At 72.1% G+C, this 26,949-nt stretch carries 18 protein-coding genes and 1 riboswitch; of the genes, 9 read left to right on the top strand and 9 right to left on the bottom strand.

Going from position 1 to position 26,949, the window contains the following annotated elements; translation table 11 throughout:
- Positions 1-15 precede the first annotated feature (15 nt).
- Both OG230_RS21860 and OG230_RS21855 read right to left on the bottom strand, forming a co-directional pair.
- Positions 16-2,349 carry a DUF5682 family protein gene (locus OG230_RS21860; protein ID WP_328905397.1) on the bottom strand — a complete coding sequence of 778 codons (2,334 nt, stop codon included), beginning with the start codon at positions 2,347-2,349 and terminating at the stop codon, positions 16-18.
- A complete protein-coding gene (locus OG230_RS21855) occupies positions 2,346-3,458 on the bottom strand; it encodes an ATP-binding protein (RefSeq protein ID WP_328905396.1) in 1,113 nt (370 codons plus the stop codon). Before OG230_RS21855 ends, OG230_RS21860 begins: the two co-directional genes overlap by 4 nt.
- Before the next feature lie 141 nt (positions 3,459-3,599).
- Here OG230_RS21855 and OG230_RS21850 point away from each other — a divergent pair, with 141 nt between their 5' ends.
- Together OG230_RS21850 and OG230_RS21845 are read left to right on the top strand one after the other, a co-directional pair.
- On the top strand, positions 3,600-4,997 hold the full coding sequence (locus OG230_RS21850) for an SWIM zinc finger family protein (RefSeq protein WP_328905395.1): 1,398 nt from the start codon (positions 3,600-3,602) through the stop codon (positions 4,995-4,997).
- A gap of 75 nt (positions 4,998-5,072) precedes the next feature.
- Complete coding sequence (locus tag OG230_RS21845; RefSeq protein ID WP_328905394.1) at positions 5,073-6,713, top strand: DUF5691 domain-containing protein; 1,641 nt, start codon at positions 5,073-5,075, stop codon at positions 6,711-6,713.
- A gap of 164 nt (positions 6,714-6,877) precedes the next feature.
- On the opposite strand, the gene OG230_RS21840 is transcribed toward OG230_RS21845, so the two are convergent.
- Positions 6,878-7,291: a cobalamin B12-binding domain-containing protein gene (locus OG230_RS21840; RefSeq protein ID WP_328905393.1), complete on the bottom strand. Its 414-nt coding sequence runs from the start codon at positions 7,289-7,291 to the stop codon at positions 6,878-6,880.
- Positions 7,292-7,640: 349 nt separating this feature from the next.
- Between OG230_RS21840 and OG230_RS21835 the strand changes: the two genes are divergently transcribed.
- On the top strand, positions 7,641-8,534 hold the full coding sequence (locus OG230_RS21835) for an esterase/lipase family protein (protein WP_328905392.1): 894 nt from the start codon (positions 7,641-7,643) through the stop codon (positions 8,532-8,534).
- Positions 8,535-8,794: 260 nt separating this feature from the next.
- Complete coding sequence (locus OG230_RS21830) at positions 8,795-10,441, top strand: M23 family metallopeptidase (RefSeq protein WP_328905391.1); 1,647 nt, start codon at positions 8,795-8,797, stop codon at positions 10,439-10,441.
- Positions 10,442-10,673: 232 nt separating this feature from the next.
- Here OG230_RS21830 and pcrA read toward each other — a convergent pair whose 3' ends face one another.
- Positions 10,674-13,112, bottom strand: a complete 2,439-nt coding sequence (pcrA, locus tag OG230_RS21825; protein WP_328905390.1) for a DNA helicase PcrA — start codon at positions 13,110-13,112, stop codon at positions 10,674-10,676.
- Positions 13,113-13,371: 259 nt separating this feature from the next.
- Positions 13,372-13,536: riboswitch (cyclic di-AMP (ydaO/yuaA leader) on the top strand.
- On the opposite strand from pcrA, the gene OG230_RS21820 reads away from it, so the two are divergent.
- On the top strand, positions 13,535-14,725 hold the full coding sequence (locus tag OG230_RS21820; protein ID WP_328905389.1) for a C40 family peptidase: 1,191 nt from the start codon (positions 13,535-13,537) through the stop codon (positions 14,723-14,725). It overlaps the preceding riboswitch by 2 nt.
- Positions 14,726-14,836: 111 nt before the next feature.
- Here OG230_RS21820 and OG230_RS21815 read toward each other — a convergent pair whose 3' ends face one another.
- The gene (locus OG230_RS21815) at positions 14,837-15,190 is read right to left on the bottom strand and encodes a hypothetical protein (protein ID WP_328905388.1); all 354 of its coding nucleotides are present in this window, start codon (positions 15,188-15,190) and stop codon (positions 14,837-14,839) included.
- 355 nt (positions 15,191-15,545) lie between these two features.
- Here OG230_RS21815 and OG230_RS21810 point away from each other — a divergent pair, with 355 nt between their 5' ends.
- Both OG230_RS21810 and OG230_RS21805 read left to right on the top strand, forming a co-directional pair.
- Positions 15,546-16,616 (top strand): C40 family peptidase, encoded by a 1,071-nt coding sequence (locus OG230_RS21810; protein WP_328905387.1) that lies wholly within the window; start codon positions 15,546-15,548, stop codon positions 16,614-16,616.
- A 56-nt stretch (positions 16,617-16,672) separates the two neighbouring features.
- Entirely contained in the window at positions 16,673-17,434 is a 762-nt protein-coding gene (locus OG230_RS21805; protein ID WP_328905386.1) for a GNAT family N-acetyltransferase, read from the top strand.
- Positions 17,435-17,506: 72 nt separating this feature from the next.
- On the opposite strand, the gene OG230_RS21800 is transcribed toward OG230_RS21805, so the two are convergent.
- Both OG230_RS21800 and OG230_RS21795 read right to left on the bottom strand, forming a co-directional pair.
- Complete coding sequence (locus tag OG230_RS21800) at positions 17,507-18,202, bottom strand: response regulator transcription factor (protein WP_328905385.1); 696 nt, start codon at positions 18,200-18,202, stop codon at positions 17,507-17,509.
- Complete coding sequence (locus tag OG230_RS21795) at positions 18,199-19,485, bottom strand: PspC domain-containing protein (protein WP_328905384.1); 1,287 nt, start codon at positions 19,483-19,485, stop codon at positions 18,199-18,201. The genes OG230_RS21800 and OG230_RS21795 overlap by 4 nt, the downstream gene beginning before the upstream one ends.
- Positions 19,486-19,648: 163 nt before the next feature.
- Between OG230_RS21795 and OG230_RS21790 the strand changes: the two genes are divergently transcribed.
- The gene (locus tag OG230_RS21790) at positions 19,649-20,977 is read left to right on the top strand and encodes a PspC domain-containing protein (protein ID WP_328905383.1); all 1,329 of its coding nucleotides are present in this window, start codon (positions 19,649-19,651) and stop codon (positions 20,975-20,977) included.
- On the top strand, positions 20,964-21,227 hold the full coding sequence (locus OG230_RS21785) for a hypothetical protein (protein WP_328905382.1): 264 nt from the start codon (positions 20,964-20,966) through the stop codon (positions 21,225-21,227). Before OG230_RS21790 ends, OG230_RS21785 begins: the two co-directional genes overlap by 14 nt.
- Here OG230_RS21785 and OG230_RS21780 read toward each other — a convergent pair.
- Positions 21,134-21,640: a DoxX family protein gene (locus OG230_RS21780; protein ID WP_328905381.1), complete on the bottom strand. Its 507-nt coding sequence runs from the start codon at positions 21,638-21,640 to the stop codon at positions 21,134-21,136. The two genes, OG230_RS21785 and OG230_RS21780, sit on opposite strands and share 94 nt — an antisense overlap.
- Before the next feature lie 77 nt (positions 21,641-21,717).
- Positions 21,718-26,901 carry a wHTH domain-containing protein gene (locus OG230_RS21775; protein WP_328905380.1) on the bottom strand — a complete coding sequence of 1,728 codons (5,184 nt, stop codon included), beginning with the start codon at positions 26,899-26,901 and terminating at the stop codon, positions 21,718-21,720.
- Positions 26,902-26,949 lie beyond the last annotated feature (48 nt).

Raw genomic sequence — 26,949 nt, 5'->3', positions numbered from 1 at the left:
TCACGGTCCGCGTGGTCATGCCGTCGCCCCCAGCGGTTGTTCGGTGTGGTCGTTGCGTGGAGCGGGCCCGGGGTCGAGGCCGAGCAGCAGCCGGAGCACCGGCACCACCGCGTCCGCCCGCGCCTCGTCGAGTCCCGGTCCGAAGCCGGACGGGGAGGCTTCCGCACTCCCGTGCTGCGGTCCCCCGGGAGCCGGGCCGCGGCGGACGAGCTCGCCCAGGGTGCGCCGTACACCCGGTTCGTAGGCGGAGAAGGTGCGCCGCAGCAGGGGCAGCACATCCGTGAACGCCGAGGCCCGTACGCCGGTCAGCCAGGTGTCGATCAGGCTCAGCAGACGCTCGTCGTGGACGAGCAGCATGCCGCCGCCCCCGGCCCCTCCGACGAAGCCCTCGATCCAGGCCGCGGCATCGGCCGGAGGGGTGCCCGGCGAGAGCGCGAGGCCCATCAGCCGCGCCGCCTCGTCCTGGGTGAGCTGTCCTTCGTCGAGCAGGAGCCGGGTGGCGCGGCCCCGGATGACTCCCGCGACGGTGTCCCTGGCTGCCAGCTTGCGCAGCACGGCCGCCCACCGTTCGCGCAGACCGTCCGCCGGGACGGCTCCGGCGAGCAGCCCGATGGCGGTGTGCACTCCGTCGACACGGCGGCGCAGCTCCGCCGCCCCGTCCGCGTCGAGGCCGGTGCAGGCCGGCGGCAGTCCGACGCAGATCCGCTCGGCGAGCCCGACGGCGACCGCTCCGAGCGAGGCCGTGTCCGTGGCCCGCACGTCCCCGTACCGCAGGGAGCGGGCCAGGGCGGGCAGCGCCTCGGCCAGATGACCGACGCCGGCGTCCAGGGCGGCCCGGTCGGCGAGGGCGTTCATCACCACGGGAAGCGCCTCGGCCAGCTCGGCGAGGAGGCAGCGCTCGGCGAGTGCGGTGACATCGGCGAGCGCGGTCGCCGAAACGGCCTCCGACTCGGCCTTCGCCGTCGCGGCGGCGAGCACGGTGGTGCCCCATACGCCGGCCTCCGCGACCCGCACGTGCAGTTCGGGTTCCCAGCGCAGCCGCCAGGTCTCCCGGAACGTGCCCGTACTCCCCCGGCCCGCGGCGCGGTCGCCCCAGCCGACGTCGAGGAGGCGGAGCCGGTGCAGGAGTCTGCTGCGGGCCGCGTCGGTGTCCTTGCGGAGGTCGAGCTCCAGCTCCCGCTCGCCCGCCTCGGGCTTCAGCCGGAGTGTGCGCTGCTGCCGGTTCAGATCACGCTGGAGGGGCACGGCGGGAGCTCCGTCCGGCACCTCACCGAGCGTCTCGCCGACGACGAGCCGGTCGCGCACGAGCGCCAGGGGCACGTCGGAGCCCTCGCACATCACGGCGCGGATCGCGTCGGTGGTCTCGGTCAGTCCGGGGAGCGGGCGGCCCCGCACGGCCGCGAGGGCGCCGGCGAGCCGCACGGCTTCGATGACATGGGCGGAGGAGATGAACCGGTCCTCGTCGCGCAGGAGTCCGGCGACCTTCGTCATCCACCGTTCGACCGGGCGGTCGGGGGCGCCGAAGAGGTGCCCGTACCAGCCGGGTGAGTCGACCCCCGCCCCGTACCCGCTGTGCCGGCCGAGCCTGCGGTGCGTCCAGGGCACCCAGGTCAGCTCGGTCCTGACCTTCGGGACGCCCTTGAGGAGGGCCTTGTCGGCGGCGAGCGTCGTCCTCGCGGCGAGAGCGGGGACATGCCAGGCGCCGCAGACGACGGCGATCTCGTCGCCGAACTCCTTGCGCGCCGCCCGCAGTTGGATGCGCATGTACGCCTCGCGGACCGCGTCCCTCGGGTGGCCGCCGTCCCCGTACACCTCGCGCAGGGCCGTCATCGCCTCGGCGAGGACGGCGAAGGGTGCCAGCGGGTCGCCCGCCCCGCCGTCGGGGGAGCGGTGCTCGACGACGTCTTCCCACCAGCGCTCCGGGTCGTCGTAGCCCGCGGTCTCGGCGAGCACGCCGATCGGGTCGACGGCCGGCGAGGCCGGCGGTTCCTCGGCCGCCCCGGCCTCCGTGAGGGCCAGGGAGTGCGTGGCGGGGAGGTCGATGAAGCGCGCGGGGACGTCGTGCGCGAGGGCCCAGCGGATCGCCACCCACTCGGGCGAGAACTCGGCCATCGGCCAGAACGCGGCCCGTCCCGGGTCGTCCACGGCGTGGGCGAGCAGCGCGACCGGCGGCTTCATCTGCTCGTCGGCCGCGAGCGGCAGCAGTGCGTCGCCCTCGGGCGGGCCCTCGATGAGAACGACCCGCGGGCGGGCGGCCTCCAGCGCGGCCAGTACGGCGCGGGCGGACCCCGGGCCGTGGTGGCGCACTCCCAGCAGCAGCGGCCCGGTGGACGCGGTGGTCCCCGTCATGCCGAGACCTCACGGCAGGCGCGGTAGAAGTCCTTCCAGCCGTCCCGCTCCCGGACGACCGTCTCCAGATACTCCTGCCAGACCACCCGGTCGGCCGCCGGGTCACGGACGACCGCGCCGAGGATTCCGGCCGCCACGTCGCCCGGGCGAAGGATGCCGTCCCCGAAGTGGGCGGCGAGCGCAAGTCCGTTGGTCACCACGGAGATGGCCTCCGCCGTGGAGAGCGTGCCGGACGGCGACTTGAGTTTGGTGCGGCCGTCGGTGGTGATGCCGTTGCGCAGTTCGCGGAAGACGGTGACCACGCGGCGGATCTCCGCGAGGCCGTCCGGGGCGGCGGGCAGATCGAGTGAGCTCCCGATCTGGTCGACGCGACGGGACACGATGTCCACCTCGTCCTCGGGGGTGGCCGGAAGCGGGAGGACGACGGTGTTGAAGCGGCGGCGCAGCGCGCTGGAGAGTTCGTTGACCCCGCGGTCGCGGTCGTTGGCCGTGGCGATGAGGTTGAAGCCGCGGACGGCCTGGACCTCCTGCCCCAACTCCGGCACCGGGAGCGTCTTCTCGGACAGGATCGTGATGAGCGCGTCCTGCACATCGGCGGGGATACGGGTCAGCTCCTCGACCCGGGCGGTCATGCCCTCGGACATGGCCCGCATGACGGGGCTGGGGACCAGCGCGTCACGGCTGGGGCCGTGCGCGAGCAGCTGCGCGTAGTTCCAGCCGTAGCGGACGGCTTCCTCGGGAGTGCCCGCCGTGCCCTGGACGAGCAGGGTCGAGTCGCCGCTCACGGCGGCGGCGAGGTGCTCGGAGACCCAGGTCTTCGCGGTGCCGGGCACGCCGAGCAGCAGCAGCGCCCGGTCGGTGGCGAGTGTGGTCACGGCGACTTCGACGAGGCGGCGCGGACCCACGTACTTCGGCGTGATCACGGTGCCGTCGGGCAGTATGCCGCCGAGGAGATAGGTGGACACGGCCCACGGCGAGAGCCGCCAACGGGCGGGCCTCGGACGGTCGTCGGCGGCGGCGAGTGCCTTCAGCTCGTCGGCGAAGGCGTCCTCGGCATGCGGTCGCAGAGCCTCGTTCGCGACGGCCTCGGTGGTTGCGGACACGGTCATGGATCCCCCTCCAGATCGTTCGACCCGATGTGGTTTCCACCGTGCACCATGCCACTGACAGTCGGCATCGGAGGCGGTCCCTCCCCAGGTCGGAAGCCTGGCCGGAGGCCGTTGTCAGTGGTGCGCCCTACCGTCGTTCCCATGCTGCTATCTCACGGGGGAGAACCCTCGCGCACCGCTGACCCGGTGGCGCGCTGGACGGTGGAGCAGGTACAGGCCCTGGCTCCTGACGAAGCATCACGCAAGGCGGGTCACAAGCTGGGTTCGGCGGGCCCGTGGTCCGGGACGGGCCACGATCACGCGGGGGCGGTGTGGGGACTGTGCAAGGGCAGCGGCAGCAAGCCGTACCGGACGGTGATCGACACGGCGGGCCCCGCCTACAAGTGCAGTTGCCCCAGCCGCAAGTTCCCCTGCAAGCACGCTCTGGGACTGCTGCTGCTCCGCGCCTCCGACAGTGTGGCGGTGGGACCGGGCGAAGCGCCGGACTGGGCGCGGGAATGGCTGGACGGCCGCCGCAAGCGGGCGGCGGAGCAGCATCGGTCCGCCGCGGACGGGGCTCCCGCCTCCGGACCTGCCGATCCGGAGGCGGCGCGACGGCGCGCCGAGCGCCGGGCCGCACGCGTCACCGGAGGCGCGGAGGAGCTGGAGCAGCGCCTCGCCGACCTGCTGCGTGGTGGACTCGCCGCGGCCGACCAGGCGGGATACGGGCTGTGGGAGGAGACCGCGGCCCGCATGGTCGATGCCCAGGCGCCCGGACTCGCCGCGCGCGTGCGGGAGTTGGGGGCGATACCCGCCTCCGGTCCCGGCTGGCCGGTGCGGCTGCTGGAGGAGTGCGCGTTGCTCCACCTGCTGGACACCGCCTGGCTGGGCGTCGACCGGCTGCCGGCCCCCCTGGCCGCGACCGTCCGTACGCGGGTGGGGCTGGCGGCCGTCGCCGACGGCGCCCCCGTCCGTGACCACTGGCTGGTCCTCGCGCAGTACGACACCCCGGACGGCAAAATCGTCACCCGTCGTATCTGGCTCCACGGCAGGGAGTCGGGGCGCACGGCGCTGCTGCTCTCCTTCGGGGCGGCAGGACGGTCCCCCGGCCATGCGCTGCCGGTGGGCCTGACGATCGATGCCGAACTCACTCCGTACGCGGGCGCCGGACAGCCACGGGCGGACCTGGGGCGGCAGTTCGATACGCCCGCCACGACGGGGACACCGCCGGCCGGAGGGCCGACGGCCGCGGCGGTCGCGGCCTACGGCAACGCCTTGCGGGACGATCCCTGGCTGGAGTCCTGGCCGGTCGCGCTCCGCGATGTCGTACCCACGCCGTCCGAGGGCGGGTGGCAACTGGCCGACGCGGAGGGCACATCGGCGCTGCCGGTCGCCCCGCAGGCACTGTCCCGGCCGGGACTGTGGAAGCTCGTCGCGCTGTCGGGCGGCGGCCCCGTCACGGTCTTCGGCGAATGCGGCCACCGGGGCTTCGACCCGCTCGCGGCCTGGACGACGGGCCCGGACGGCACCGGCGACGGACTGCCCGTTCCGCTCATCTGACGCGTGCCGCCCTCCATCCCTGGACCTGTGAACCGGACATCCGGCTCCGGACTCCCTGACACCCGGACGGGACCGATGACTTCCACCCCTGCGAACACCGCCACCACCACGGACACGACCACGCCCATGCCGTGGGAGGAGCTCGTCACTTCGGCGCTGCTCGGCACCGACCGCCGCCCGCCGGCCGCGGGGCCGGGAGGCGCCGCGGGCCCGGTCGCCCTGCTGGACGCGGCGGCGCTCCACACCGTGCGCCGCAGAGCCGGGCTGCTGCCGGCAGCCGCGGCCGGACGGCCGGAGCCCGCGCCCGCCGATCCACGCCCACCGCTCCCCGCCGCCGCCCGGCGCAGACTCGCCCAGCTGCTCGCCGACCGCTCCGCACCCTCCGGGGGCGGTGGACGGCGCGGTACGGCTCCCGATCTCACGGAGCTCCTTCCGCAGTGGCTGGCCACGGCCGGCCGGCACGGGTTCCGGGCGCCGGCCGTCCTGCTGCCCGCCCTGCTGGACGCCGCGCGGGCGCGCACGGACCTCCGTCCGCACGTCCTGGCCTTCGCGGGTCCGCTCGGGCTGTGGCTCGCCGGAATGAACCCGGAGTGGAAGTTCGCGCTGCGCGCCGCCGCCGGCAGCTCGCTTCCGTCCCCGACGACGGATCCGGAAGGGGTACGGCGCCTGTGGGAAGAGGGCCTGTTCGCCGAACGGGTCGCGCTCCTCGGAGCCGTACGGAGACGGGAGCCGGCCGCCGCACTCGCCCTGCTCTCCACCACCTGGTCCAGCGAGCGGGCCGAGGACCGGCTGATGTTCCTCGACTCGCTGCGGACCGCGCTCTCCGGCGCGGACGAGGCGTTCCTGGAGCAGGCGCTGACCGACCGCAGCCGCAATGTCCGCGCGACGGCGGCCGAGCTGCTGTCCACCCTGCCGCATTCGGCCCTCGCCGAGCGCATGGCCGCCCGCGCCGTGTCCTGCGTGAATCCCGACCGTACGGGCGCGGTGGCGTCCATCGCGGTGGAGGCCCCGCACGAGTGCGACGCCTCGATGCAGCGGGACGGTGTGGTGGCGGCGCCGCCCTCGGGGCGGGGAGAACGGTCCTGGTGGCTCGGCCAACTGGTGGAGGCCACCCCGCTGGCCACCTGGCGGACGCAGTTCGGCGGGCGCACCGCGCAGGAGATCGTCGGGCTTCCGGTCGCCGACGGCTGGACCGAGGAACTGCACGCCGCGTGGTGCCGGGCGGCGGTGCGGCAACGGGATCCGGAGTGGGCCCGCGCCCTCCTCGGCACCCCCGCGACGCCTCCGGCGAACGGCCCGGGCACGGCCTCGCTGGCGGAGCGGTCGAAGCTCCTCGCCACCTTGCCGGGCGAGGAACGGGCCGTATGGGTGGCCGACTTCGTCGCCGCGCACGGATTGTCGGAGGCGTTCCAGCTGCTCGGCGTCTGTGCGGTGCCCTGGGCGGAGCCGCTGGGCCGCTCGGTCGTCGACGCCCTGGACATCGCTCGGGACGCCGGGAGTTACCCGTGGAGTTTCAGCGGCGTGATGGGCCTGGCCGAACGGTGTCTGAACCCGGCCGAGGCGGACCGGCTCGAAGTCCTCACGACCACCCCGGACGAACCGGAAGGCGCCTCACCGGGTGCGGGGGGCTACTGGTCGGAGGCGTTCCAGCGTCTGGTCTCCACCTTGCGCCTGCGGGCGGCCATGGACCGGGAGCTGACTCCGGGCGCGGCATAGTCCGGGGTGACGCAGACCGGGGGGAGACGCGATCCGGGCGGCCCGGACCTGGGCAGCCCGGACCCACGGGCGCAGCCCGGCGGACGCGGCCGACGGACGCGACCGGTCGCCGGCCGTGGCTGACACGCCCGCCGTGACCGGTCCGTCGGCCGTGACCCGACGGGTCAGGCGCCCGCCGTCTGGCGGACGTTGGCGTTCACCCAGTCGACGATCGACGTCGTCGTCGCACCCGGGGTGAAGATCTCCGCGACACCCTGGTCCTTCAGCGGCGCGATGTCCGCCTCCGGAATGATGCCGCCGCCGAACACCTTGATGTCCTCGGCCTCGCGGTCCTTCAGCAGCTCGATCACCTTCGCGAAGAGCGTGTTGTGCGCACCGGAGAGGATCGAGAGGCCGATGGCGTCTGCATCCTCCTGGATCGCCGTGTCGACGATCTGCTCGGGCGTCTGGTGGAGGCCGGTGTAGATGACCTCCATCCCTGCGTCCCGCAGCGCCCGCGCGATCACCTTGGCTCCACGGTCGTGGCCGTCGAGTCCCGGCTTGGCCACCACCACACGGATCGGACCGGTCACACCCATCACTGCCTCCACATGGATCTCCCGCGCCTGAAGGGCCGGGGATGTGAACGAACGTTATCTACAGCATCCCGCAAGCCGCCGTTTCGCGGTGGACGGGGAGGGGGAAATCACACATGGGACATGTTCGCTACGCGTCGTTCCCGGACCATGTGGCCCACCCGCCGCACGGGGACGGTCGCAAAGGGAGCCGCTGCGAGGTCGCCGTACCACCGCGCCGTCAGCCGCACGGCACGGTGGTACGGCTCATCGGCCGATCGCCCACCGATCGCCGTCGGCCTCGCACCGACATCCCATGAGGACATACGGGACCCGGAGCCGCCGTCCCGCATGTCATTGCAGGAGGTCGGCCATGCAGGTCCTGTCCTTCTTTTCCCCACTGCTGCGCACACCGCGCACGCTCTCTGCCCGGCTGTCATCGACGCTGGTCAAAGCCACCGCGCTGGAGCTCGTGATCCTCGCCGGGCACATCCTCATCTACCCCTCGGGGATCACTCCGGAGCGCCGGGACACACCGCCCGCCCCGGACCGGGAAACGGACCCGGCCGACCCAGGCCGCCCCGGCACCGGACCGGCCGGACCCACCGCCCTGCCCGTCGGCGGGGGCGCGGGCCGCCCGCCCGTCGTCCTGCTGCACGGGTTCATCGACAACCGCTCGGTGTTCGTCCTGCTGCGGCGCTCACTCACCCGGCACGGCTGGCGCCATCTGGAGTCGCTCAACTACTCCCCGCTGACCTGCGACGTCCGTACGGCCGCCGAGCTGCTCGGCCGGCACGTCGAGGAGATCTGCGCCCGCACGGGACACCCCCGCATCGACATCGTCGGACACAGCCTCGGCGGGCTGATCGCCCGCTACTACGTGCAGCGACTCGGCGGCGACCAGCGGGTACGCACCCTGATCACGCTCGGCACCCCGCACAACGGCACCTCCGTCGCTCCGCCGGCGAGCGCTCATCCCATCGTGCGGCAGATGCGCAGCGGATCCGCCCTCATCGCGGAACTGCGCAGCCCCGCTCCCGGCTGCCGGACCCGGTTCGTCAACTTCTGGAGCGAACTGGACCGAGTGATGGTGCCGGTCGAGACGGCCTGCATGGACCACCCCGACCTGGACGTGCTGAACGTACGGGTGACCGGAATCGGTCATCTCGCCCTGCCCGTGCACCCGGCGGTCGCCGCCGGGGTCCGGGAGGCGCTGGAGTCCCAGGAAGCGGGCATCGGCAGGCCAGGGACCGCCTCCGTGGCCTGAATCCGCCCACGAAGGGCCTGTACCCGGGCACGGGAACGACCCCCACCCGGGCCCGTGAATAGAACACATTTCGAACGTAGGGCCAAGGCTCCGCCTGCTGTCCACCGAAAGACGGCCGATTGCCCGTTTCCTGAGCGGCCGTGACCCGGCGAAGATTGTCGTCGTCACGTACCGCCGGGTACAGTCGCGGCCACTGCTTTCCCCTGGGATCCCCCACGGACCCCGGAACAGGTCCTGCTGCCGAGGCGAGAGAGAAGTTGGTGAACGACCAGCACCCCCACGCCGGGTACGTCGACTACGACAGCCACCCCACCGGCAGCTTCGACACCGATCCGCTCTTCGGTGCTCTCCCCGGTCATCACGACGGCAGTTACGACAGCACTCACACGGGCGGCTACGAGACCGGCGGCGGCTACGGAAGCGGCTACGACACCGCTCAGAGCGCCCCGTACGGCTACGACACCGGCTATCAGGCCGCCGGGCAGAGCCACAGCGGAACGTACGACTCCAGCCAGTGGGACACGGGCGCGCACCAGACCGCCTCGTACGACGCCTACGCCGCCCGCCCGCACGAGCCGCAGCAGTACGACACCACCGGCACCTGGGTGCCGGACGCCGGGATTCCCGCGCAGACCGCGACCGCGGACGGCACCGGGCAGTGGGACACCTCGGGATGGATCCAGTCCGCCCCGACCGACCAGTGGGCGACGACCGACACCGGCGCCTTCCCCACCGCCCCCTTCGCTGCCACCGGCTACGAGACCGGCACGTACGCCACCACGGGATTCATGAACGCGGGCGCGGACACCGGCGCCTACGACGCCACCGCCTGGAACTCCGGCGCCACGCCCGGGAACGCGCCGTACGAGACCGAACAGGTGTCGTACCCCTCGTACGAACAGCAGCGTGCCGAACACCAGCCGGCCGAGCAGCAGGTTTCCTACGAGCCTTACGGAACAACCGAGTTCGGCGCCTCGGACGTGGACGCCGACAGTCACGCCGGCCCCGAGGGCCACGCGCACGACGAGGACGAGCACGACGCCGGGACGCACGAGTCCGCGGCCGGGCACGGGAGCGACGAGCCCGACCTCGTGACCGCCGCCCCGCACTCCTCCGTCTCCCCCCGCCCGGCGGGCGGCCGGACGCCCCGCGCCGGAGCGGGCAACCGCAGCCGACGCCGTAGCCCCGCCAAGCGATCCGCGCTCCTGACCGTCGCCGTTCCCTCGGCCTGCGTCATGAGCGTCGCGGGCATCGCGGCCGCCTCGGTCAGCGGCATCACCGGCGAGGACAAGAAGGACGAGACCACCTCGATGGCGGCGGCCGACCCCGGCACCGTCAAGCCGGTCGCGGCCAACAACGAGCTGGACACCCAGCTCGCCAACCTCAGCGCCGACGCCGACGACTTCGCCGACCGCGCGAGCCGCACCCAGGAGCGCATCGACCTGCGGGAGCGCCAGGCCGAGGAGAAGAAGAAGCGCGAGCAGGAGGCCGCACGCAAGGAGGCGCTGCGCCCCAAGTTCTCCCTGCCGGTCGCGCAGCACGGTCTCAGCGCGTACTACGGCCAGGCGGGCGTCAACTGGATGTCCGTGCACACGGGCATCGACTTCCCCGTCTCGTACGGGACCCCGGTGATGGCCGCCACCGACGGAACCGTACGCACCCAGCTGGACAGCGCCTACGGGAACATGGTCATCGTGACGGCGCCCGACGGGACCGAGACCTGGTACTGCCACCTCAGCAGCACCCGGATCCGCTCGGGCTCCGTGCAGGCGGGCGACACCATCGCGTACTCCGGGAACTCGGGCAACTCCACCGGTCCGCACCTGCACTTCGAGGTCCGGCCCGGCGGCGGCTCCGCGATCGACCCGATGCCGTGGCTCCGGAGCCACGGCCTCAACCCGAACTGATCACCACGTCGCAGATGGCTGTGGCCCCGTCCTGAGGGACGGGGCACAGCCATCTGTGCAACGACAGGCCCTAGGGTCTTTCGTTTGGATCTGGGCGGATGAGGGAGCGGGGTCTGGTGGGGGCAGCTGCAAGGCGGAGGGGGGAGTCGACGCGGAGCGTCGGCGACCGACGACAACGCCGCAGATGCGCGCGCCAGGGCACGCGAGCCCGGCATGATCCAAACGAGCGGCCCTAGAGCTTCTCGACCGGTGCGTACCGCAGCAGGAGCTTCTTCGGCCGCTCGTCCCCGAAGTCGACCGTGGCCTTCGCCTGGTCCCCGAAGCCCTCGACCGCCGTCACCGTGCCCAGACCGAACTGGTCGTGCGTGACCCGGTCTCCCACCACCAGCGTGACCACCGGCTTGTCCGAGGTGCGGCGGGTCGCGAAACCCGAAGGCCCGGACTTCGCGCGCGAGGACGACAGCGAGGAGGTGATCCCCGACGTCGGTCCGGCCGGAGCGGCCATCGGGCCCTTGCGCTTCCACTCCAGATGCTGGTCCGGGATCTCCTCCAGGAACCGCGAGGGCGGGTTGTACGAGGGCTGGCCCCACGCACTGCGCATCGCGGCCCGGGTCAGATACAGCCGCTCCCGGGCGCGGGTGATGCCGACATAGGCGAGCCGCCGCTCCTCCTCCAGCTCCTTCGCCTGTCCCAGCGCCCGCATGTGCGGGAAGACGCCGTCCTCCATGCCGGTCAGGAAGACGACCGGGAACTCCAGCCCCTTGGCCGTGTGCAGGGTCATCAGCGTGATGACGCCGGAGCCCTCTTCGTCCTCGTCGGGGATCTGGTCGGAGTCGGCGACGAGCGCCACCTTCTCCAGGAACTCGGCGAGGGTGCCCGCACCCTCCTCCTCCGCGCGCTCCTGCTCGAATTCGAGGGCGACGGCCGCCAGTTCCTGGAGGTTCTCGATCCGGGTCTCGTCCTGCGGGTCGGTCGACGCCTGGAGCTCGGCGAGGTAGCCGGTGCGCTCCATGACCGCTTCCAGGACGACCGCCGGGCCCGCCCCGGACTCGACGATCGTGCGCAGCTCCTCCATCAGCGTGTTGAAGCGCTTGACGGCGTTCGACGAGCGGGCCGCCATGCCGTACGCCTCGTCGACGCGGCGCAGGGCCTGCGGGAAGGAGATCTTCTCGCGCATCGACAGGGCGTCGATCATCGCTTCGGCGCGGTCGCCGATGCCGCGCTTCGGCACGTTCAGAATGCGGCGCAGCGGGACGGTGTCCTCGGGGTTGGCGAGCACCCGGAGATAGGCCAGGACGTCGCGGACCTCCTTGCGCTCGTAGAAGCGCACCCCGCCGACGACCTTGTACGGCAGGCCGACCCGGATGAAGATCTCTTCGAAGACACGGGACTGCGCGTTCGTACGGTAGAAGACGGCGACGTCGCCCGCCTTCGCGTCGCCGGCGTCCGTGAGCCGGTCGATCTCGTCGGCGATGAACTGCGCCTCGTCGTGCTCGGTGTCCGCAACGTATCCCGTGATCCGGGCGCCGGTGCCAGCGTTCGTCCAGAGGTTCTTGGGACGGCGGCTCTCGTTGCGCTCGATGACCGCGTTGGCCGCGGAGAGGATCGTCTGCGTGGAGCGGTAGTTCTGCTCCAGCATGATCGTGGTCGCGTCCGGATAGTCCTCCTCGAACTGGAGGATGTTGCGGATGGTCGCGCCCCGGAAGGCGTAGATCGACTGGTCCGCGTCACCGACGACGCACAGCTCCGCGGGGGCGTCGGCCTCGCCGGCCGGGCCCACCAGCTCGCGTACGAGCGTGTACTGCGCGTGGTTGGTGTCCTGGTACTCGTCGACCAGGACGTGCCGGAAGCGGCGGCGGTAGTGCTCCGCGACATCGGGGAACGCCTGGAGCAGGTGCACCGTCGTCATGATGATGTCGTCGAAGTCCAGGGCGTTGGCCTCACGCAGCCGCGCCTGGTACATCGCGTACGCCTGGGCGAGGGTCTTCTCGAAGCCGTCCGCGGCCTGCCCGGCGAAGGTCTCCTCGTCGATCAGCTCGTTCTTCAGGTTCGAGACCTTGGCCGTGAACGACTTCGGCGGGTAGCGCTTCGGGTCGAGGTCCAGATCGCGGCAGACGAGCGCCATCAGCCGCTTGGAGTCCGCGGCGTCGTAGATCGAGAACGACGAGGTGAAGCCGAGCCGCTTGGACTCGCGGCGCAGGATGCGTACGCACGCGCTGTGGAAGGTCATGACCCACATGGCGTTGGCGCGCGGTCCGACGAGCTGCTCGACCCGCTCCTTCATCTCGCCCGCGGCCTTGTTGGTGAAGGTGATGGCGAGGATCTGGCCCGGGTGCACCCCGCGCTCGGCCAGCAGATGGGCGATCCGGTGGGTGAGCACGCGGGTCTTGCCCGATCCGGCGCCGGCGACGATGAGCAGCGGCGAACCGGCGTGCACGACGGCGGCGCGCTGTTCGGTGTTCAGCCCGTCGAGCAGCGCGGCGGCATCGATGACCGGACGGGGGGCGCCGTCGCGGTAGTACCCCTCGCGGGGCGGCGGGGGCGCGTCGAAGACGCCCTCGAAGAGACCCTCCGGCACCGCTTCGGGTGCGTGGTCCTCGGGGGGCGGCGGGGGCCCTTCCTCCGAGTTCTGGAGGCCGGTCAGGAAGCTGTCGTCAAAGAGGCTGCTCATCGCTTGACGAGTCTAGGCGGCCCCACTGACACCCCGGGGCCGCATTCCGCAGGACGGCCCGCGGACATGCGCGTACGGAGACGGTTCGGCCACACCGGGTGAGGGAAAGGGGAGCCCCTCCGGGTCCGTACGTATCGATTTCCCCAAGGTCACGAAAACGTATCGGGCATATCGAACATCAACCTTCACAGGGACACCACGGGTTGGCTAGCGTGCTCCGTCGGGCGGCCCGTACCCCCTTGAGGCGAACCACGCCGAGCGGGCACCCACGCCGAATCCGGGCTGCCCCAGGGCCGTTCGGAACCGGGGACCCACAAGCAGCACCGGGGTGAATCGGTCCGCGACCCCCACTTGGACCGTAGGGCAGCCTTCCGTTCCGCCCGAACCCGACAGCTAACCCGGTAGGCGGTCCACGGAAGGAGATGCCGGCCTTGGCGTCGCATCGCAAACCGCGCACCCGCTTGCGCACCACCACCCCCGGAGTCGGGCTCACGACGGCCGCACTGGCCTCTGTGACTCTGCTCTCCACGCAGACCGCGACGGCCGCGCCCGCGGCACCCCGGCCCAGCATCGAGGACGTACAGAAGAAGGTCGACGACCTCTACCGGCAGGCGGGCACCGCGACCCAGCAGTACAACAAGGCGAAGTCCGCCTCCACCGAGCAGCGCGCCAAGGTCGACGGACTCCTGGACGCCGCGGCGAAGCGGGCCGACAAGCTGAACGAGACGCGCCGCGAACTGGGTCAGCTCGCGGCGGCGCAGTACCGGAGCGGTTCGGTCGCCCCGACGGCCACGTTCTTCCTTGCGGACGACCCGCAGTCGTACTTCGACCAGGACCAGCTGATGGCGCGGATGACCAGCCAGCAGCAGAAGACCGTCGCCGACTTCCGTACGCAGCAGAACCAGGCGGCGAAGAAGCGTGCCGAGGCCACGAAGAGCCTGGAGACGCTCACCGAGGCGCAGACCACGCTGCGCAGCAGCAAGCAGCAGGTGCAGGACAAGCTGGCCGAGGCGCGCACCCTGCTGTCGGAGCTGACCGCCGAGGAGAAGGCGCGGCTCGCGGAGCTGGAGCGCAAGAAGGAGGCGGAGGCCAAGCGCAAGGCCGAGGAGCTGGCACGCCAGCAGGCCGCCGCCGCGGAGGCCGAGCGCCAGGCCCAGGAAGAGGCGGCGGCGAAGGAAGCCGCCGAGGACGCCGCGCAGGAGGCCGAGCAGCCCGGCACCGGCACGGACACCGGCAGCGGCTCGGACGCGGACAGCAGCTACGCGGCGAAGGCCGAGAAGGTCCTCGCCTTCGCGCGGGACCAGATCGGCAAGCCGTACGTCTGGGGGGCGACGGGCCCCTCCTCGTACGACTGCTCGGGGCTGACGCAGGCGGCCTGGAAGGCGGCGGGCGTCGACCTGCCGCGTACCACCTGGGACCAGGTCGAGGTCGGCACACGGGTGGCGACGGCCGATCTGCAGCCGGGCGACCTGGTCTTCTTCTACGACGACATCAGCCACGTCGGCATCTACAAGGGCGACGGCATGATGATCCACGCGCCGAAGCCGGGTGCGAACGTGCGTGAGGAATCGATCTACTACATGCCGATCTACGGCAGCGTGCGGCCGGCGTAGGGCCTTCCGTTCGGATCGGGCCGGATCGGCCGGCCGGGCACGACGGTCCCGGTCACCGGACGGGCTTCAGGGCCCGTCCGGCTCCGGGCCCGGCCGGGCCCTCACGTCGTGTCACGTCCAGAGCGTGGCGATGAAGATGTTGGCGACCGTCAGACCGCCGACCGCGGCGAACGCGCCCTTGCCGACCTTCTCCTCGTCCCGCTTGACGTAGACGAGCCCGAGGATCACGACCAGGATCAGCAGCTTGACGCCGATCTTGACGTTGTTCACGGTCTGGTCGTCGGCCTGGTTGAGGCCGACCAGCGCGACTCCCGTGACCAGCATGGTCAGTGCGCCGTGCAGCATGGCCGGTACGAAGCGGGCCGTGCCGGCGCCCATCGCCTTCATCTGGGTCAGGAAACCGCCCAGCAGCGCGGCGATACCGATGATGTGCAGGGCGACGAAGACATTGATGAGTACGTCCATGGCTCCGCAGCCTAGCCGGGCCCTTATCACCGCTCGGCGGTCAGGTACCACTACCTCGTGACTTCGCTCGCGCCTGCGCGAATTGCCTGACTCTGACGCTATTTTTCCGGTCATGCCGAGGTAGCGAAACGCCACATCAAGGCAATAGCTGTCATGCCGTCTCTTTCCCGTGTCGTGGGTTTAGCGTCCTTCCCCAGACGACCGACTTCCACCGCCGCCCCGTACCGGACGGCACCCGGTCGTCTGCCGGGAGATCCGGTGACGGGCCACTTCCCCCTGTGGTGTCCCGTCACCGGCCCTCCCGGGCCCGCCGGTAGCTCCCGACGGGCAGCCGAACAGGAAGGATGCCGCCCTCGTGGCAGCACACCGGAAAGCAGCTCACCGGAAGCCCGGGCGACGCCCGTTCACCGGCCCCGCTGCCCGCACCGCCGCGACCCTGGCCTTCGCCGGGGCCGCGACCGCCACCGCCTTCGACGGCGCGGCACTCGCCGAACCGCAGCTCACGCAGGCCCAGGTCAAGGCGAAGATCGACCGGCTGTACCACGACGCCGAGGTCGCCACCGAGCAGTACAACGGCACGAAGGAGAAGGCCACCGCCGCCGCCCGGTCCGTGGACGCGCTGCGCGACGAGGCCGCCCGCAGGACCGAACGCCTCAACTCCGCACGCGACACCCTGGGTTCGCTCGCCACCGCCCAGTACCGCTCCGGTGGCCTCGACCCCGCCGTGCAGCTCGCGCTGTCCTCCGACCCCGACCAGTATCTGCAACGCGCCTCCTACCTCGACCGGGCGGGCGACCGCCAGGCCGGGGTCCTCAACGGGATCCGCCGGCAGGTCACCGGGGTCGCCCAGCTCCGCGCACGGGCCGCGGGCGAACTCGCGACGCTCACCGCGCGGCGGGCGGAGCTGACGAAGCACAAGGCGACGGTGCGCGCCAAACTGGCCGACGCCCGGCGCCTGCTGGACACCCTGACCGACGGCCAGCGCGCCGACTACGAGCGCTCGGCCGACGCGGGGCACGGCGGCGCGGCCGTCCGCGCCGACCGCAGCACCCGGCGCGGCGCCGTCGACGCCCCCAACGCCCGTGCCGCGCAAGCCGTGGACTTCGCGTACGGGGCGCTCGGCAAGCCGTACGTCTGGGGCGCCACCGGCCCCTCCTCCTTCGACTGCTCCGGCCTCACCCAGGCCGCCTGGAGCTCCGCGGGCGTCTCCCTGCCCCGCACCACGTACACCCAGATCAACGCCGGTCAGCGGGTGTCCCGCTCCGAACTGGCCCCGGGGGACCTGGTGTTCTTCTACTCGGGCATCAGCCATGTCGGGCTGTACATCGGCGGCGGCCAGATGATCCACGCACCGCGGCCGGGCACCCCCGTGCGTATCGCGCCGATCGACCAGATGCCCTTCGCGGGAGCCACCCGGGTGGCATAGGCTCCCGGCGCCGCCCCGAGCGGACGGGGCGGCATCCGGAGAGGGGCATCCACCACATGGCCATGGACACCGACGTCCAGTCGTACGCGCGCACCCTGACCCTGCGCTCCCCCGACCACTACCGGGTCGGCCCCTTCACCGTGCGCCACAACCCGGGCTGGGAGCTGAAGTACGCCAACTACGCCATCCCCGACCGGGGCGCCGAACCGGCAGCACTCGACGTGGTCGACCTGATCGCCGCGTTCCGCGAGCGCGGCCGGATCCCGCGTCTGGAGTACCTGCCGGCCTGGGCCCCCGCCGTCGAACCGGCGCTGCTGGCAGCCGGTTTCACCGTGGAGAACCGGGCCCCGCTGCTGGCCTGCTCACCCGGCGACCTGCTGGCGCCGAAGCCGGTGGACGGGCTCCGGATCGCCGTGCCGGTCACCGACGCGGAGTTCGCCGACGCCGCACGCGTCCAGCACCAGGGCTTCGGCGGTGAGGGCGAACCCGAAGAGGGAACCACCGACTGGCTGCGCACGGCGGCGGCCGGGGGCGGAGTGGCCGCCCTGGCCGTCGTGGACGGCTCCCCCGCCGGAGCGGGCGGCTGCTCGATCGCGGTCGACGGCCTCAGCGAACTCGCCGGGGTGGCGGTCGCCGCGGGCTTCCGCCGCCGCGGCGTCGGCGCCGCGCTCTCCGCGTGGCTGACGGAAACGTCCTTCGCCCAGGGCTGCCGGACGGTGTGGCTGGAACCGGGCGGCCCCGAGGCGGAGCGGATCTACGCGGGCATCGGCTACCGCAGGATCGGCGAGAAGCTGAACATCTCGCTCGACCCCGCCTGAGGAACCCCGCCCGACGACGCCACGCCCGACGAACGCCGCCCGAGGAGCACCACGCGCCGAGCCCCGCGGGGCTCAGACCAGCCTGCGCGCCGTCGCCCACCGGGTCAGCTCGTGGCGGTTGGACAGCTGGAGCTTCCTGAGCACCGCCGAGACGTGCGACTCGACCGTCTTCACCGAGATGAAGAGCTGCTTGGCGATCTCCTTGTACGCGTACCCCCGGGCGATCAGCCGCAGCACCTCGCGCTCGCGCTGGGTCAGCCGGTCCAGGTCCTCGTCGACCGGCGGCGCGTCGGTCGACGCGAAGGCGTCGAGCACGAAGCCGGCCAGCCGGGGCGAGAAGACGGCGTCGCCGTCCTGCACCCGGAAGACCGAGTCGACCAGGTCGGTACCGGTGATCGTCTTGGTGACGTAACCACGCGCGCCGCCACGGATGACACCGATGACGTCCTCGGCGGCGTCCGACACGGACAGCGCCAGGAAGCGCACGGGGTTCTCGGCCGTGCCCATCATCGGGGCGCAGCGCCGCAGCACCTCGACTCCACCGCCGCCCGGCAGGTGGACGTCGAGGAGGACGACCTCGGGACGGGTCGCGGTGATGACCGTGACGGCCTGGTCGACGTCGGCGGCCTCGCCGACCACCTCGACCCCGGTCTCCTCGGTACGGCCGATCTCGGCCTGGACCCCGGTACGGAACATCCGGTGGTCGTCGACGAGCACGACCCGTACCCGCCGCTCCGGGCCCCCGGTGGCTTCGGTGTTCTCGGTCATTCGCCCGCCCTTTCCATCTCCAGCTCGACTTCCGTGCCCCCACCGGGCACCGAACGCAGCCGGGCCGTACCGCCGTTGCGCTGCATCCGGCCGATGATTGATTCTCGTACGCCCATCCTGTCGCCCGGGACCGAATCCAGGTCGAATCCCGGACCGCGGTCCTTCACGGAGACGAAGACGGTGCGGCCCTCGACCTCCGCGTACACCTGGACCGCTCCGCCCTCGCCACCGTACTTGGCGGCGTTCACCATCGCCTCGCGTGCGGCCTGCATCTGGGCGGCCAGCTTCTCGTCGAGGGGGCAGTCGCCGACGACGACGACCTCCAGGGGAACACCGTGCTTGTCCTCGACCTCGGCTGCGGCGCGCTTGACCGCCTCGGCGAGGCTCGACGGTTCGTCGTCCTCGTCCTTGCCGGTGCCCTCGGGGTTGTACAGCCAGTTGCGCAGCTCGCGCTCCTGGGCGCGGGCCAGCCGTCGGACCTCGCCGCCGTCGTCCGCGTTGCGCTGGATCAGCGTGAGGGTGTGCAGGACCGAGTCGTGCACATGCGCCGCCACCTCGGCACGCTCCTGGGCGCGGATGCGCATGAGCCGCTCCTCGGAGAGGTCCTGCGTCATGCGTACGAGGTAGGGACCGGCCAGCAGGGCGATGCCCGTGAGCACGGCGATGGCCGCGGTCAGGACGTTGCCGAGCTGCGCCGCCGAGCCGCGCACCACGATGAAGACGGCGAGGCCGAGGCCGACCAGGGCCACACCGGCGAGACCGCGGGCCAGTTGCAGCACCCGGCGTCTGCGGCCGACCTCCATCCAGCGGGCGCGCCGTGCGTTGTCGGCCTGGCGCCAGACCAGCACGGAGCCCGCGCCGATCAGCAGGGTCGGCCAGATGTAGCGGTCGGCCTTGCTGCCCATGTCGACGTTGCCGACGAAGATCATGGCGCCGACGAGCAGCGCGACGAGTGCGAAGAACTGCCCCTTGTCCGGCTTGCGGAGCCTGCGCCGGCCGTCCGGCGCGGTCTCGAAGACGGAGCGCGGCGCGTCCACCCCACCGACGCCGAGCGGGACGACGATCCAGAACACCGCGTACAGCAGGGCGCCCAGGCCGTCCGCGAAGAACAGCCCGAGGAACAGGAACCGCACCCAGGCGACCGGCAGCCCGAGGTGCCCCGCCAGCCCGCGCGCGACGCCGCCGAGCAGCCGTCCGTCGGCGCTGCGGTACAGCTTGCGTACGGGCGGCTCCTCCGGATCGGAGGCGAGGGAGCTTGCGGCTCGGGTCGTGGCGGCTGGCATACGACGATCGTCACACGGACGCGCCGGTGGTGGCATCAGGGTCGGCCCCTACTCGACCCTGACCCGCGCACGGGAGCGCCCCACGGCCCGCAGGGGTAATATCAGGGACCGTCCAGGGTCGGGGCGGGTGCCACGGGGCCGTACGGACCGTCACCATGGGGACATGACCGCTACCCAGGACGCCTCCCCCGGCGTCACGCCGCCCCCCGAGCCGAAACCGCAGCTGCACCGCAGCTCGCGGCAGAAAGTGGTGGCCGGGGTGTGCGGCGGGCTCGGCCGGTACTGCGACGTCGACCCGGTGATCTTCCGGATCGTGCTCGGCGTCCTCTCGGTGACCGGCGGCATCGGACTGATCTTCTACGGCTTCGCCTGGCTGCTGCTCCCCCTGGACGGCGAGGACGAGAACGAGGCACGCAAACTGCTCTCCGGCCGGGTCGAGGGCGCGTCGCTGGTCGCGCTGGTGCTCGCCCTGGTCGGCTGCGGCCTGTTCCTCTCGATGCTGCACAACCGGGGGATGCTGGCCTTCGCCGCGATGCTGTCGCTCGCCGTCATCGGCTCCACGGTCTGGGCGCAGCACCGCAGGACGGCCGTACCCGACACCCCGCTGGACACCTCGTCGCCGCAGACGGCCGGGGGCGCGCCGGGCCACGGGGCACCCCCGGAGGTGAAGGCCCCTCCGACGCCGGGAAGCCCCTCCTGGTGGCGCGATCCGATCGTCAAGGACGGCACGTCGGGCCCGATCGGGCCCGGTTATCTGTGGGGACCGCAGGACGCGGCGCTCGTCCCCCGGGCACCGGGTGCGCGTACGGCCACGGCTGATGCCCCGTACAGCGCGCCCTACCGCCCTCCGGGGACGCGCGGACCGCGCTCGATCGGCGGCCTGGTCTTCCTCCTCGCGCTGATCGCGGGGGGTGTCGGCACGGGGCTGACCTGGGACACCCAGCCACTCGGCACGAGCCTGCAGGCCGGGCTCGCCGCCGCGCTCGCGGTCTTCGGTCTCGGACTGGTGGTCAGCTCGTTCCTGGGGCGGACCGGCTTCGGCACGCTCTTCCTGGCGATGGTCACGGCCGGGCTGCTGGCCGGCTCGGCGGCCGTACCGAAGGACATCGGCACCGACTGGGTCCGCAAGGAGTGGAACCCGGCCTCGGTGGCGGCGGTCCAGCCGCGGTACGAGCTGGGCACCGGCGTCGCCCGGCTCGACCTGTCCGGGGTACCGGTCCCCGCCGGCGCCACCGTCCGTACGGAACTGGAGGTCGGCGCGGGCCGCGCGGTCGTCGTCGTACCCCGGAACGTGACGGTGGAGGTGGACGCCGAGGCGGGTCTCGGGGACATCCAGCTGCCGGCCCAGAAGCCCGAGGACGTGGACGTGGGCCCGGACCGGACGAGCAGGGAGACCCTCGCGCCGCCCGGGGGCGCCAAGCCGGCCGGCACGGTCGAGCTGAGACTGGAAGTCGGCGTCGGACAAGTGGAGGTCATCCGTGCTGCGTCATGAGTTCCGGCCGGGCCGCGCGGTGGCGGGCGTCGTGATGCTCGCCCTGGCCGCCGGTTACGCGGCGGACGCGGCGGGCGAGTGGGACGCCCCCTGGACGTTCTTCTTCCCGGTGTTCTTCGGCGGCCTCGGGCTGGCCGCCACGGCCACCTGGGTGAGCTACAGGTTGCGCCGCCGCCGTGCCGCGAGGAAGGCGTCCGCGGAGAAGAAGGCGGCACCCGCCAGCACCAGCGGCAGCCAGGACATGAGGTAGATCAGGTCGTTGCCGTAGTAGTACGGCTCGGTCTGCCAGCTCACGGTCAGCCACAGGCTGAGCGAGATCATCGCTCCGCCGAACGCGGCGAGCCGGGCGAACAGCCCGATGAGGGTGCCGAGCCCGACGGCGAGCTCACCGATCGCGATGGCGTAGCCGAAGCCGACGGGGCTCTTCAGCGCGAGGTCGACGAGGGCCGGGATCGCGGAGGAGTCCCGCACGGCGTTCATCATCTCGCCGATGGAGCCGGCGCCCTCGGCGGACATGAAGCCGCTGTCGGTCAGCTTGTCCAGACCGGCGTAGATGAAGGTGACACCGAGGAAGATCCGCAACGGCAGCAGCGCGTACTGCCGGGCGCGGTCCTTGAGGCTGCTCGGTTCGCTCAGTCCGTAGGTGTTTCCGTAGCCGTTCATGGCTGACCCGCCTTCCATTGACCCGTCACCAGACGATACGTACGCGGGGATCGTGCTGCTCACCGGGTGTGGGCCGGTCAGCAGCCGGCCGTGGCCCTGGGCACCCTCGCCCACGTCTCGGCCACCGTCGTGGCCACGTCGGACACCTCCAGGCCCAGGGCCCGCAGGCGGTCGGCGACGACCGTGACGGTGGTGGAGAGCCGGTGGGCGCAGAGCAGGAGGTGTTCGAGGCTCACGGGCTCGTCGAGGGGGAGCCACTCGCCGTTCGGCGCGGCGTCCTCGCGCAACAGGAGCAGTTCGCCGGGAGTGGGCTGCTCGTGGGGATGGTCGTCGGGCACGATGTCGGCGCCGGCGGCCCGGAGATGTCGGGCGACGTCGTACGGGGATCGGCGGGTGAGCCGCGAGACGATCCGGACGTAGGCGGGACGGACGGAGAGGTCGTCGCGGATGCCGCCCTTGGGACCACTGGACGCGGCCAGGTAGCCGCCGTCCAGTATGTCGCCCAGCCAGGCTTCCTCACGGAAGCCGTCATCAGCGAACCTCAGGGTCTCGACGGTGACGCCGAGTGCCTCCAGCCGGGAACGGGCCTCGTCGACCGTCATCCCGGCCGCGTCCGCGGCGGGAACGACATGCAGGAAGGAGGCGCTGTCGAGCGGGCCCAGCCAGGTGCTGTGCCGGTCTCCGTCCTGCTTCAACAGGATCTGGTCGGTGTCCTGCACCTGCGGCAGGGCTTCGGCCCAGGCTTCGGGCATCCGCAGCCGTCTGGCCCGCATCGCCTCCACGGTGGCGTCCAGCTCCCACCCCAGCTCGGCGGACACCTGGAGCACATGGCCGAACGGGACCTCGTCGTCCTCGTCCTCCTGGCTGTACTGGATCCACTGGCCGGCCAGAATGCGTTCCGTCCGCTCGTCGAACAGGTCCAGAGGCAACTCGGGCAGCTCGGCCAGCGTCATGCCACGGGCGAGCAGCCGGTCCCGCACCTCGGTGACGGTCCAGCCGAGACGGCCGGCCATGATCGTCAGATGGGCGACCGGCACCGGTGCGCGGGGGTCGAGACCGTGGCGGTGGCTGCTGTGCGAGCTGTGGGCATCGGCCAGCAGGACGAGGTCGTCGCCGTCGAGGGCGTCCGGCAGCTCGCCGGACGGCACCTCGACCCCTACGGAGCGCAGCCGCCGGGCGACCTCGGGAAGGGGCATATGGGCCTCGCGCCCCAGAGCGTGCAGGTCGAGGAGGGTCGCCGGCTTCCGCAGATCGAGCCGCTGACCTCCCGCGGCCGGGAGGACGAGCAACTCCAGGTCGGCCTCCGAAGGCCCGGCTCCCTCGGGAATCTCGGGGATCTCGGCGTCCACGGTGGATCCGAACGCCTCCAGCAGCCGGACCGCCCGGTCCATCGTGCAGCCCTTCACCTGGACCATGCGGTGAACGTCCGCGAGGGAGGCCACCGTGCGGCGTTCCTCCGGGACGGGCCTGGTCAGCCGCCAGCCGTCGCTGAGTCCGCTCAGTTCGCCCTGGCCCGGCAGCGAGTAGCCGTGCTCCGAGAGAATCCTCAGCACCTCGGGGACGGACAGCCCCCGGGCTTCCGCCAGATCGGCGACGTGTTCGTGATCGGTGCTCTGTACCAGGAGCCAGGGAGCCCGGCGCGGGTTCCGCTCCTCGAACGCGCGGATCAGTCCGCCCTCGACCGAGTCCGGTCGCAGGAGCGAGGAGCAGCGCGAGGTGTCGTAGCCGAGGTCCTGGAGGATTTCCATCACCTCGCCCAGGGCCTGCACGTCGAAGTCCCCGCACGCGCTCAGCAGCTGACGCGGGCCCACGGGGTCCCCCGGCCGGATGGACGGTCGCAGACCGTCGGCGTCCGCGCTGGTCAACCGGGTCAGATCGGTAGGGCTGAGTGCGGTCGCCCGGTCCGTCAGCGGCAGCCGCAGTCCGAGTTCGGCAAGACGGGCGGCTGCCCACGCGGGCGACTCGTGCTGTTCCTCGGCCCGCCGGTACAGAAGTCCGGGCGCGACCCAGCCGTCCCAGGTGGCGAACGTTCCGTGCGTGCCCTTCCAGCTGTGCCCGAGGAGCACGGAGTCCGAGGGCGCGGCCGGCCGCAGACACACGGTGGCGAGATCCTCCGGGCACACGTCCCCCAGGACCGCGGCGACCCCGTCCGGGAAGTGAGCGGCGTAGCGCCAGAGCGCCAGGTGTCCGGGCAGATGCGAGGCCAGATCCCGCGACCGGTACTCGGACCTCGGCCGTGCGCGCGGCCAGTCCGCCACCCACAGCGCCCGCACCTCCCGGTCCCCGACCAGATAGCCCGTCCGGGAGAGATCGGCGACCCCGTCGCGGTAGGTGAGTTTCGCGCCGACCCTGACCAGCCCGGCGACGATCGCGTCGGCGATCCGCGGCTCGGCGGTCGCGATGTCCTCCAGCCACGCTTCCGTGAGCAGCTCGCTCGCGCTCAACACCTCCGCCGCGTCCCTCTTGGCGAGCAGCGCGAAGACCGTGGGGGCGACTTCGTCGAGGATTTCGGACCGGTTCACGGAGAGCCGTGGCAGGGCCTTCTTCCCCGCCGACCTGATCACCGGCCCCCGGAGATTGACGACGGCGCCGCGCACCACCATCGCTCCCGCCCTGCTCCGCCCCTCCGTGCCCTCGCCCCGGAACCACTGTCCCTTCACCGAGATGCCGTCGACCAGCAGCGCCCCGCCGCGCTCGCACCAGAACACCATGCCGCCGTCCACCGGCACGACGGTGCCTTCGGCCCCGATGACCGGGTCCGCCCCGGTGTCGGGCTTGCTGCCGTACTCCTCCGGTACCCAGGTCTCCGCATCGGTGCCGACATGGTCCGCCACCGTGTGGAACCGGGCCACGCCCAGCACCGACCGCAGCACCTTGACGCACGAGAAGTTCTTCAGGTCCTCACGGAGGTAGAGGCGGATACGGGTGCCGCAGTCGTCCCCGATGAACGTCATGTCCTCCTGGTGCTGGGCCACCTGGAAGAGGTGCTCGGGACCGTCGATCGTGACGCGCAGCGCCGTGCTCTCCGGGGTGCCGTCACGCTGGAACTTGCGCGTGACCACCTCGATCTCGTCGGCGATCATGAAGTAGCTCAGGACGCCGATGCCGAAACGGCTGATCTGCTGGAAGGGGATGGCGCGCTTCTGCCATTCGAGCATCTCCTCCTGGAACGAGGTCAGGTGGGAGAGCCGGACACCGCCCTGGGCGAAGGAGTGGAGCAGTTCCCCGCGGCCCATGCCCGAGCCGTTGTCGACGCAGTCGACGTACCAGCGGCCCCGGGTGCGGTCGAGCTGCTGCGTGAACTCGATGGCGCCCCGCCACTCCGGAGTGTTCCCGTGCTTCAGCAGGGCCATCTCCCGGGCCTGGCGCACCTGGCAGGCGTCCATCGCGTTCTGGTAGAGCTCACGGATGGCGAGATGGCGGTCGCCGTACAGCGCTTCGCCGGTGAGCAGGTCCCGTACGCGGGTGGCGTCGAGTCCGAACCGGGTGGCGACCGGGTAGAACCGCGGCTCCCCGGTCTCCGGGTCCGTCTCCGGCTTCACCTGGACGTCGGAGGCCCGGCTCGGCAGATCGGCGAGGCCCGGAATCCGCAGGTTGCTGCAGAGCAGTCCGTCCAGGGCCTGTACCTGCTCCTGGAGGGCGACCATCAGCGCCTGGTGGCCGCATTCGGCCGCCAGCGTCAGGGTGCCCCTGCTCTCGTCCGGCAGGGACCACCGGGCTCCGTCGACGGAGAGCCGTACGCGGACCAGGCCGATGGGCTCCCGTCCCCCCATGTGCTCGACCAGGACCGAGGGGAGTTCGCTGCGGTCGAGCGCCATCAGACGGGCCACGCAGAGCATCAGGCCGACCCGCTGGTAGTTGGGTTCGCCCTTGCGGGCCTGCGCGGCCAGGACGGGCGGCTCGGCCAGCACACCGCCGCCGTGCCGCATGGCCCGGAACAGCCAGGACACGACCGGCGGGCTGCACTCGTCGTCCAGCTCGTCGGTGCCGTCGAGCACCGTACGGAGGAAGTTGACGAGTTCGCTGAGGTGGTCGTGCGCGTTGCCCGGGTCGCAGCGGGTCTGGTGCAGCACCCAGGACCCCGCCACCCTGCGGTCCCTGGGCGGGCTGCCGGGCCCCGCCCCGGGATCTGTCTGGCGCTGGAGCCGCGGGTACTGGTCCCACTCCGTCCGTAGATCCCGGTGGTCGGCCCGCGCCGCCAGCCGGACCCGGAACCCGAAGTACAGCGCCGGTGCCACCGCGAGCAGTGCCGCCTCGGCCGGGGTGAACGCGGCGACTTCCGCGCGGTCCACCAGCTCCGCCAGGCGCTCCGAGGTCCGCAGGTCCGATTCCCAGTCGAGCCACGGGTCGTCCCGCAGTCCCTCCCGCTCGGAGGCCAGCTCGCGGTCGAGCGTGCGGACCACGGTCTCCGCCTGCGCCCGCCACTCCTTGGCCTCCAGCGAGTCGGTGACCTTGGCCCACACCGGGTGCTCGCGCACCAGCCGTACCCGCCGCCCCTCGGTGGACCGTTCGGGCAGGACGACGAATCGGGGGCCGGTGTCCCCGCCGAGCCGGGGTACCTGCGGGGGCGGCGGATTCGACTGCCGGGTGCGGAGGTCGGCCATCGCGGTTTCCAGCAGGGTGCAGAACCGGTCGGCGAGGAGTTCGCCCTGGGCGTCGGCGAGCACCTCCCGCATGGCCTGGGTGAAGAGGCTGAAGCGGGCCCCGTCCGGGCCCGCGACGGCTGCGGACCGCTCCGGCTCGCACGCCATCAGATAGCCGAGCTTGTCCGTACCGGCGGGCACCTTGAACGCGCTCCGGTCGTCCTCCAGCCGGTCGCGGCAGGCGTCCACGACGAAGAGGATCTGCCCGGCCGCGCTCCGCTCGGCCTGGTCCGCCCAGTCGTTCTCCAGATCGACGTTGGTCGTCGAGAGCGACTGCGCGCTCCAGGTCTCGACGGAGGAGTCGGTCCCGGCGAACCAGTGCTTGCTGTCGTGGTGGAAGCCGTGGCCGCTGAGGAAGACCATCAGGTGCTCGCCGTCGCGTCCGTCGGCGATGAACCGGGCGATCGCCTGCACGAGTGCCTTGCTCTCGAACTTCCGGCAGCCACTGGCCGGGTCGATCGCGTATCCCTGGTCGGTGAGCGCGGTCCGCAGATCGCGGTACTCGTCGTCGAGGTAGTCCAGCGGCTGCCAGGCCGTGGAGGTGTACTCCGGTACGAACAGGAGCAGCGCCCGGTGCGAAGGGCCCGTCCCGGCCGGAGGCGTTGTTGAGCTGTCCACTGTCATCCCGGTCACGCATCCCGTCGCCGCCGCTTACCCGACGCTCAA

Source organism: Streptomyces sp. NBC_00234 (assembly GCF_036195325.1).
GTDB lineage: Bacteria > Actinomycetota > Actinomycetes > Streptomycetales > Streptomycetaceae > Streptomyces.
The sequence above is the reverse complement of the archived record's forward strand: the minus strand, read 5'-3'. Positions and strand labels throughout refer to the sequence as shown.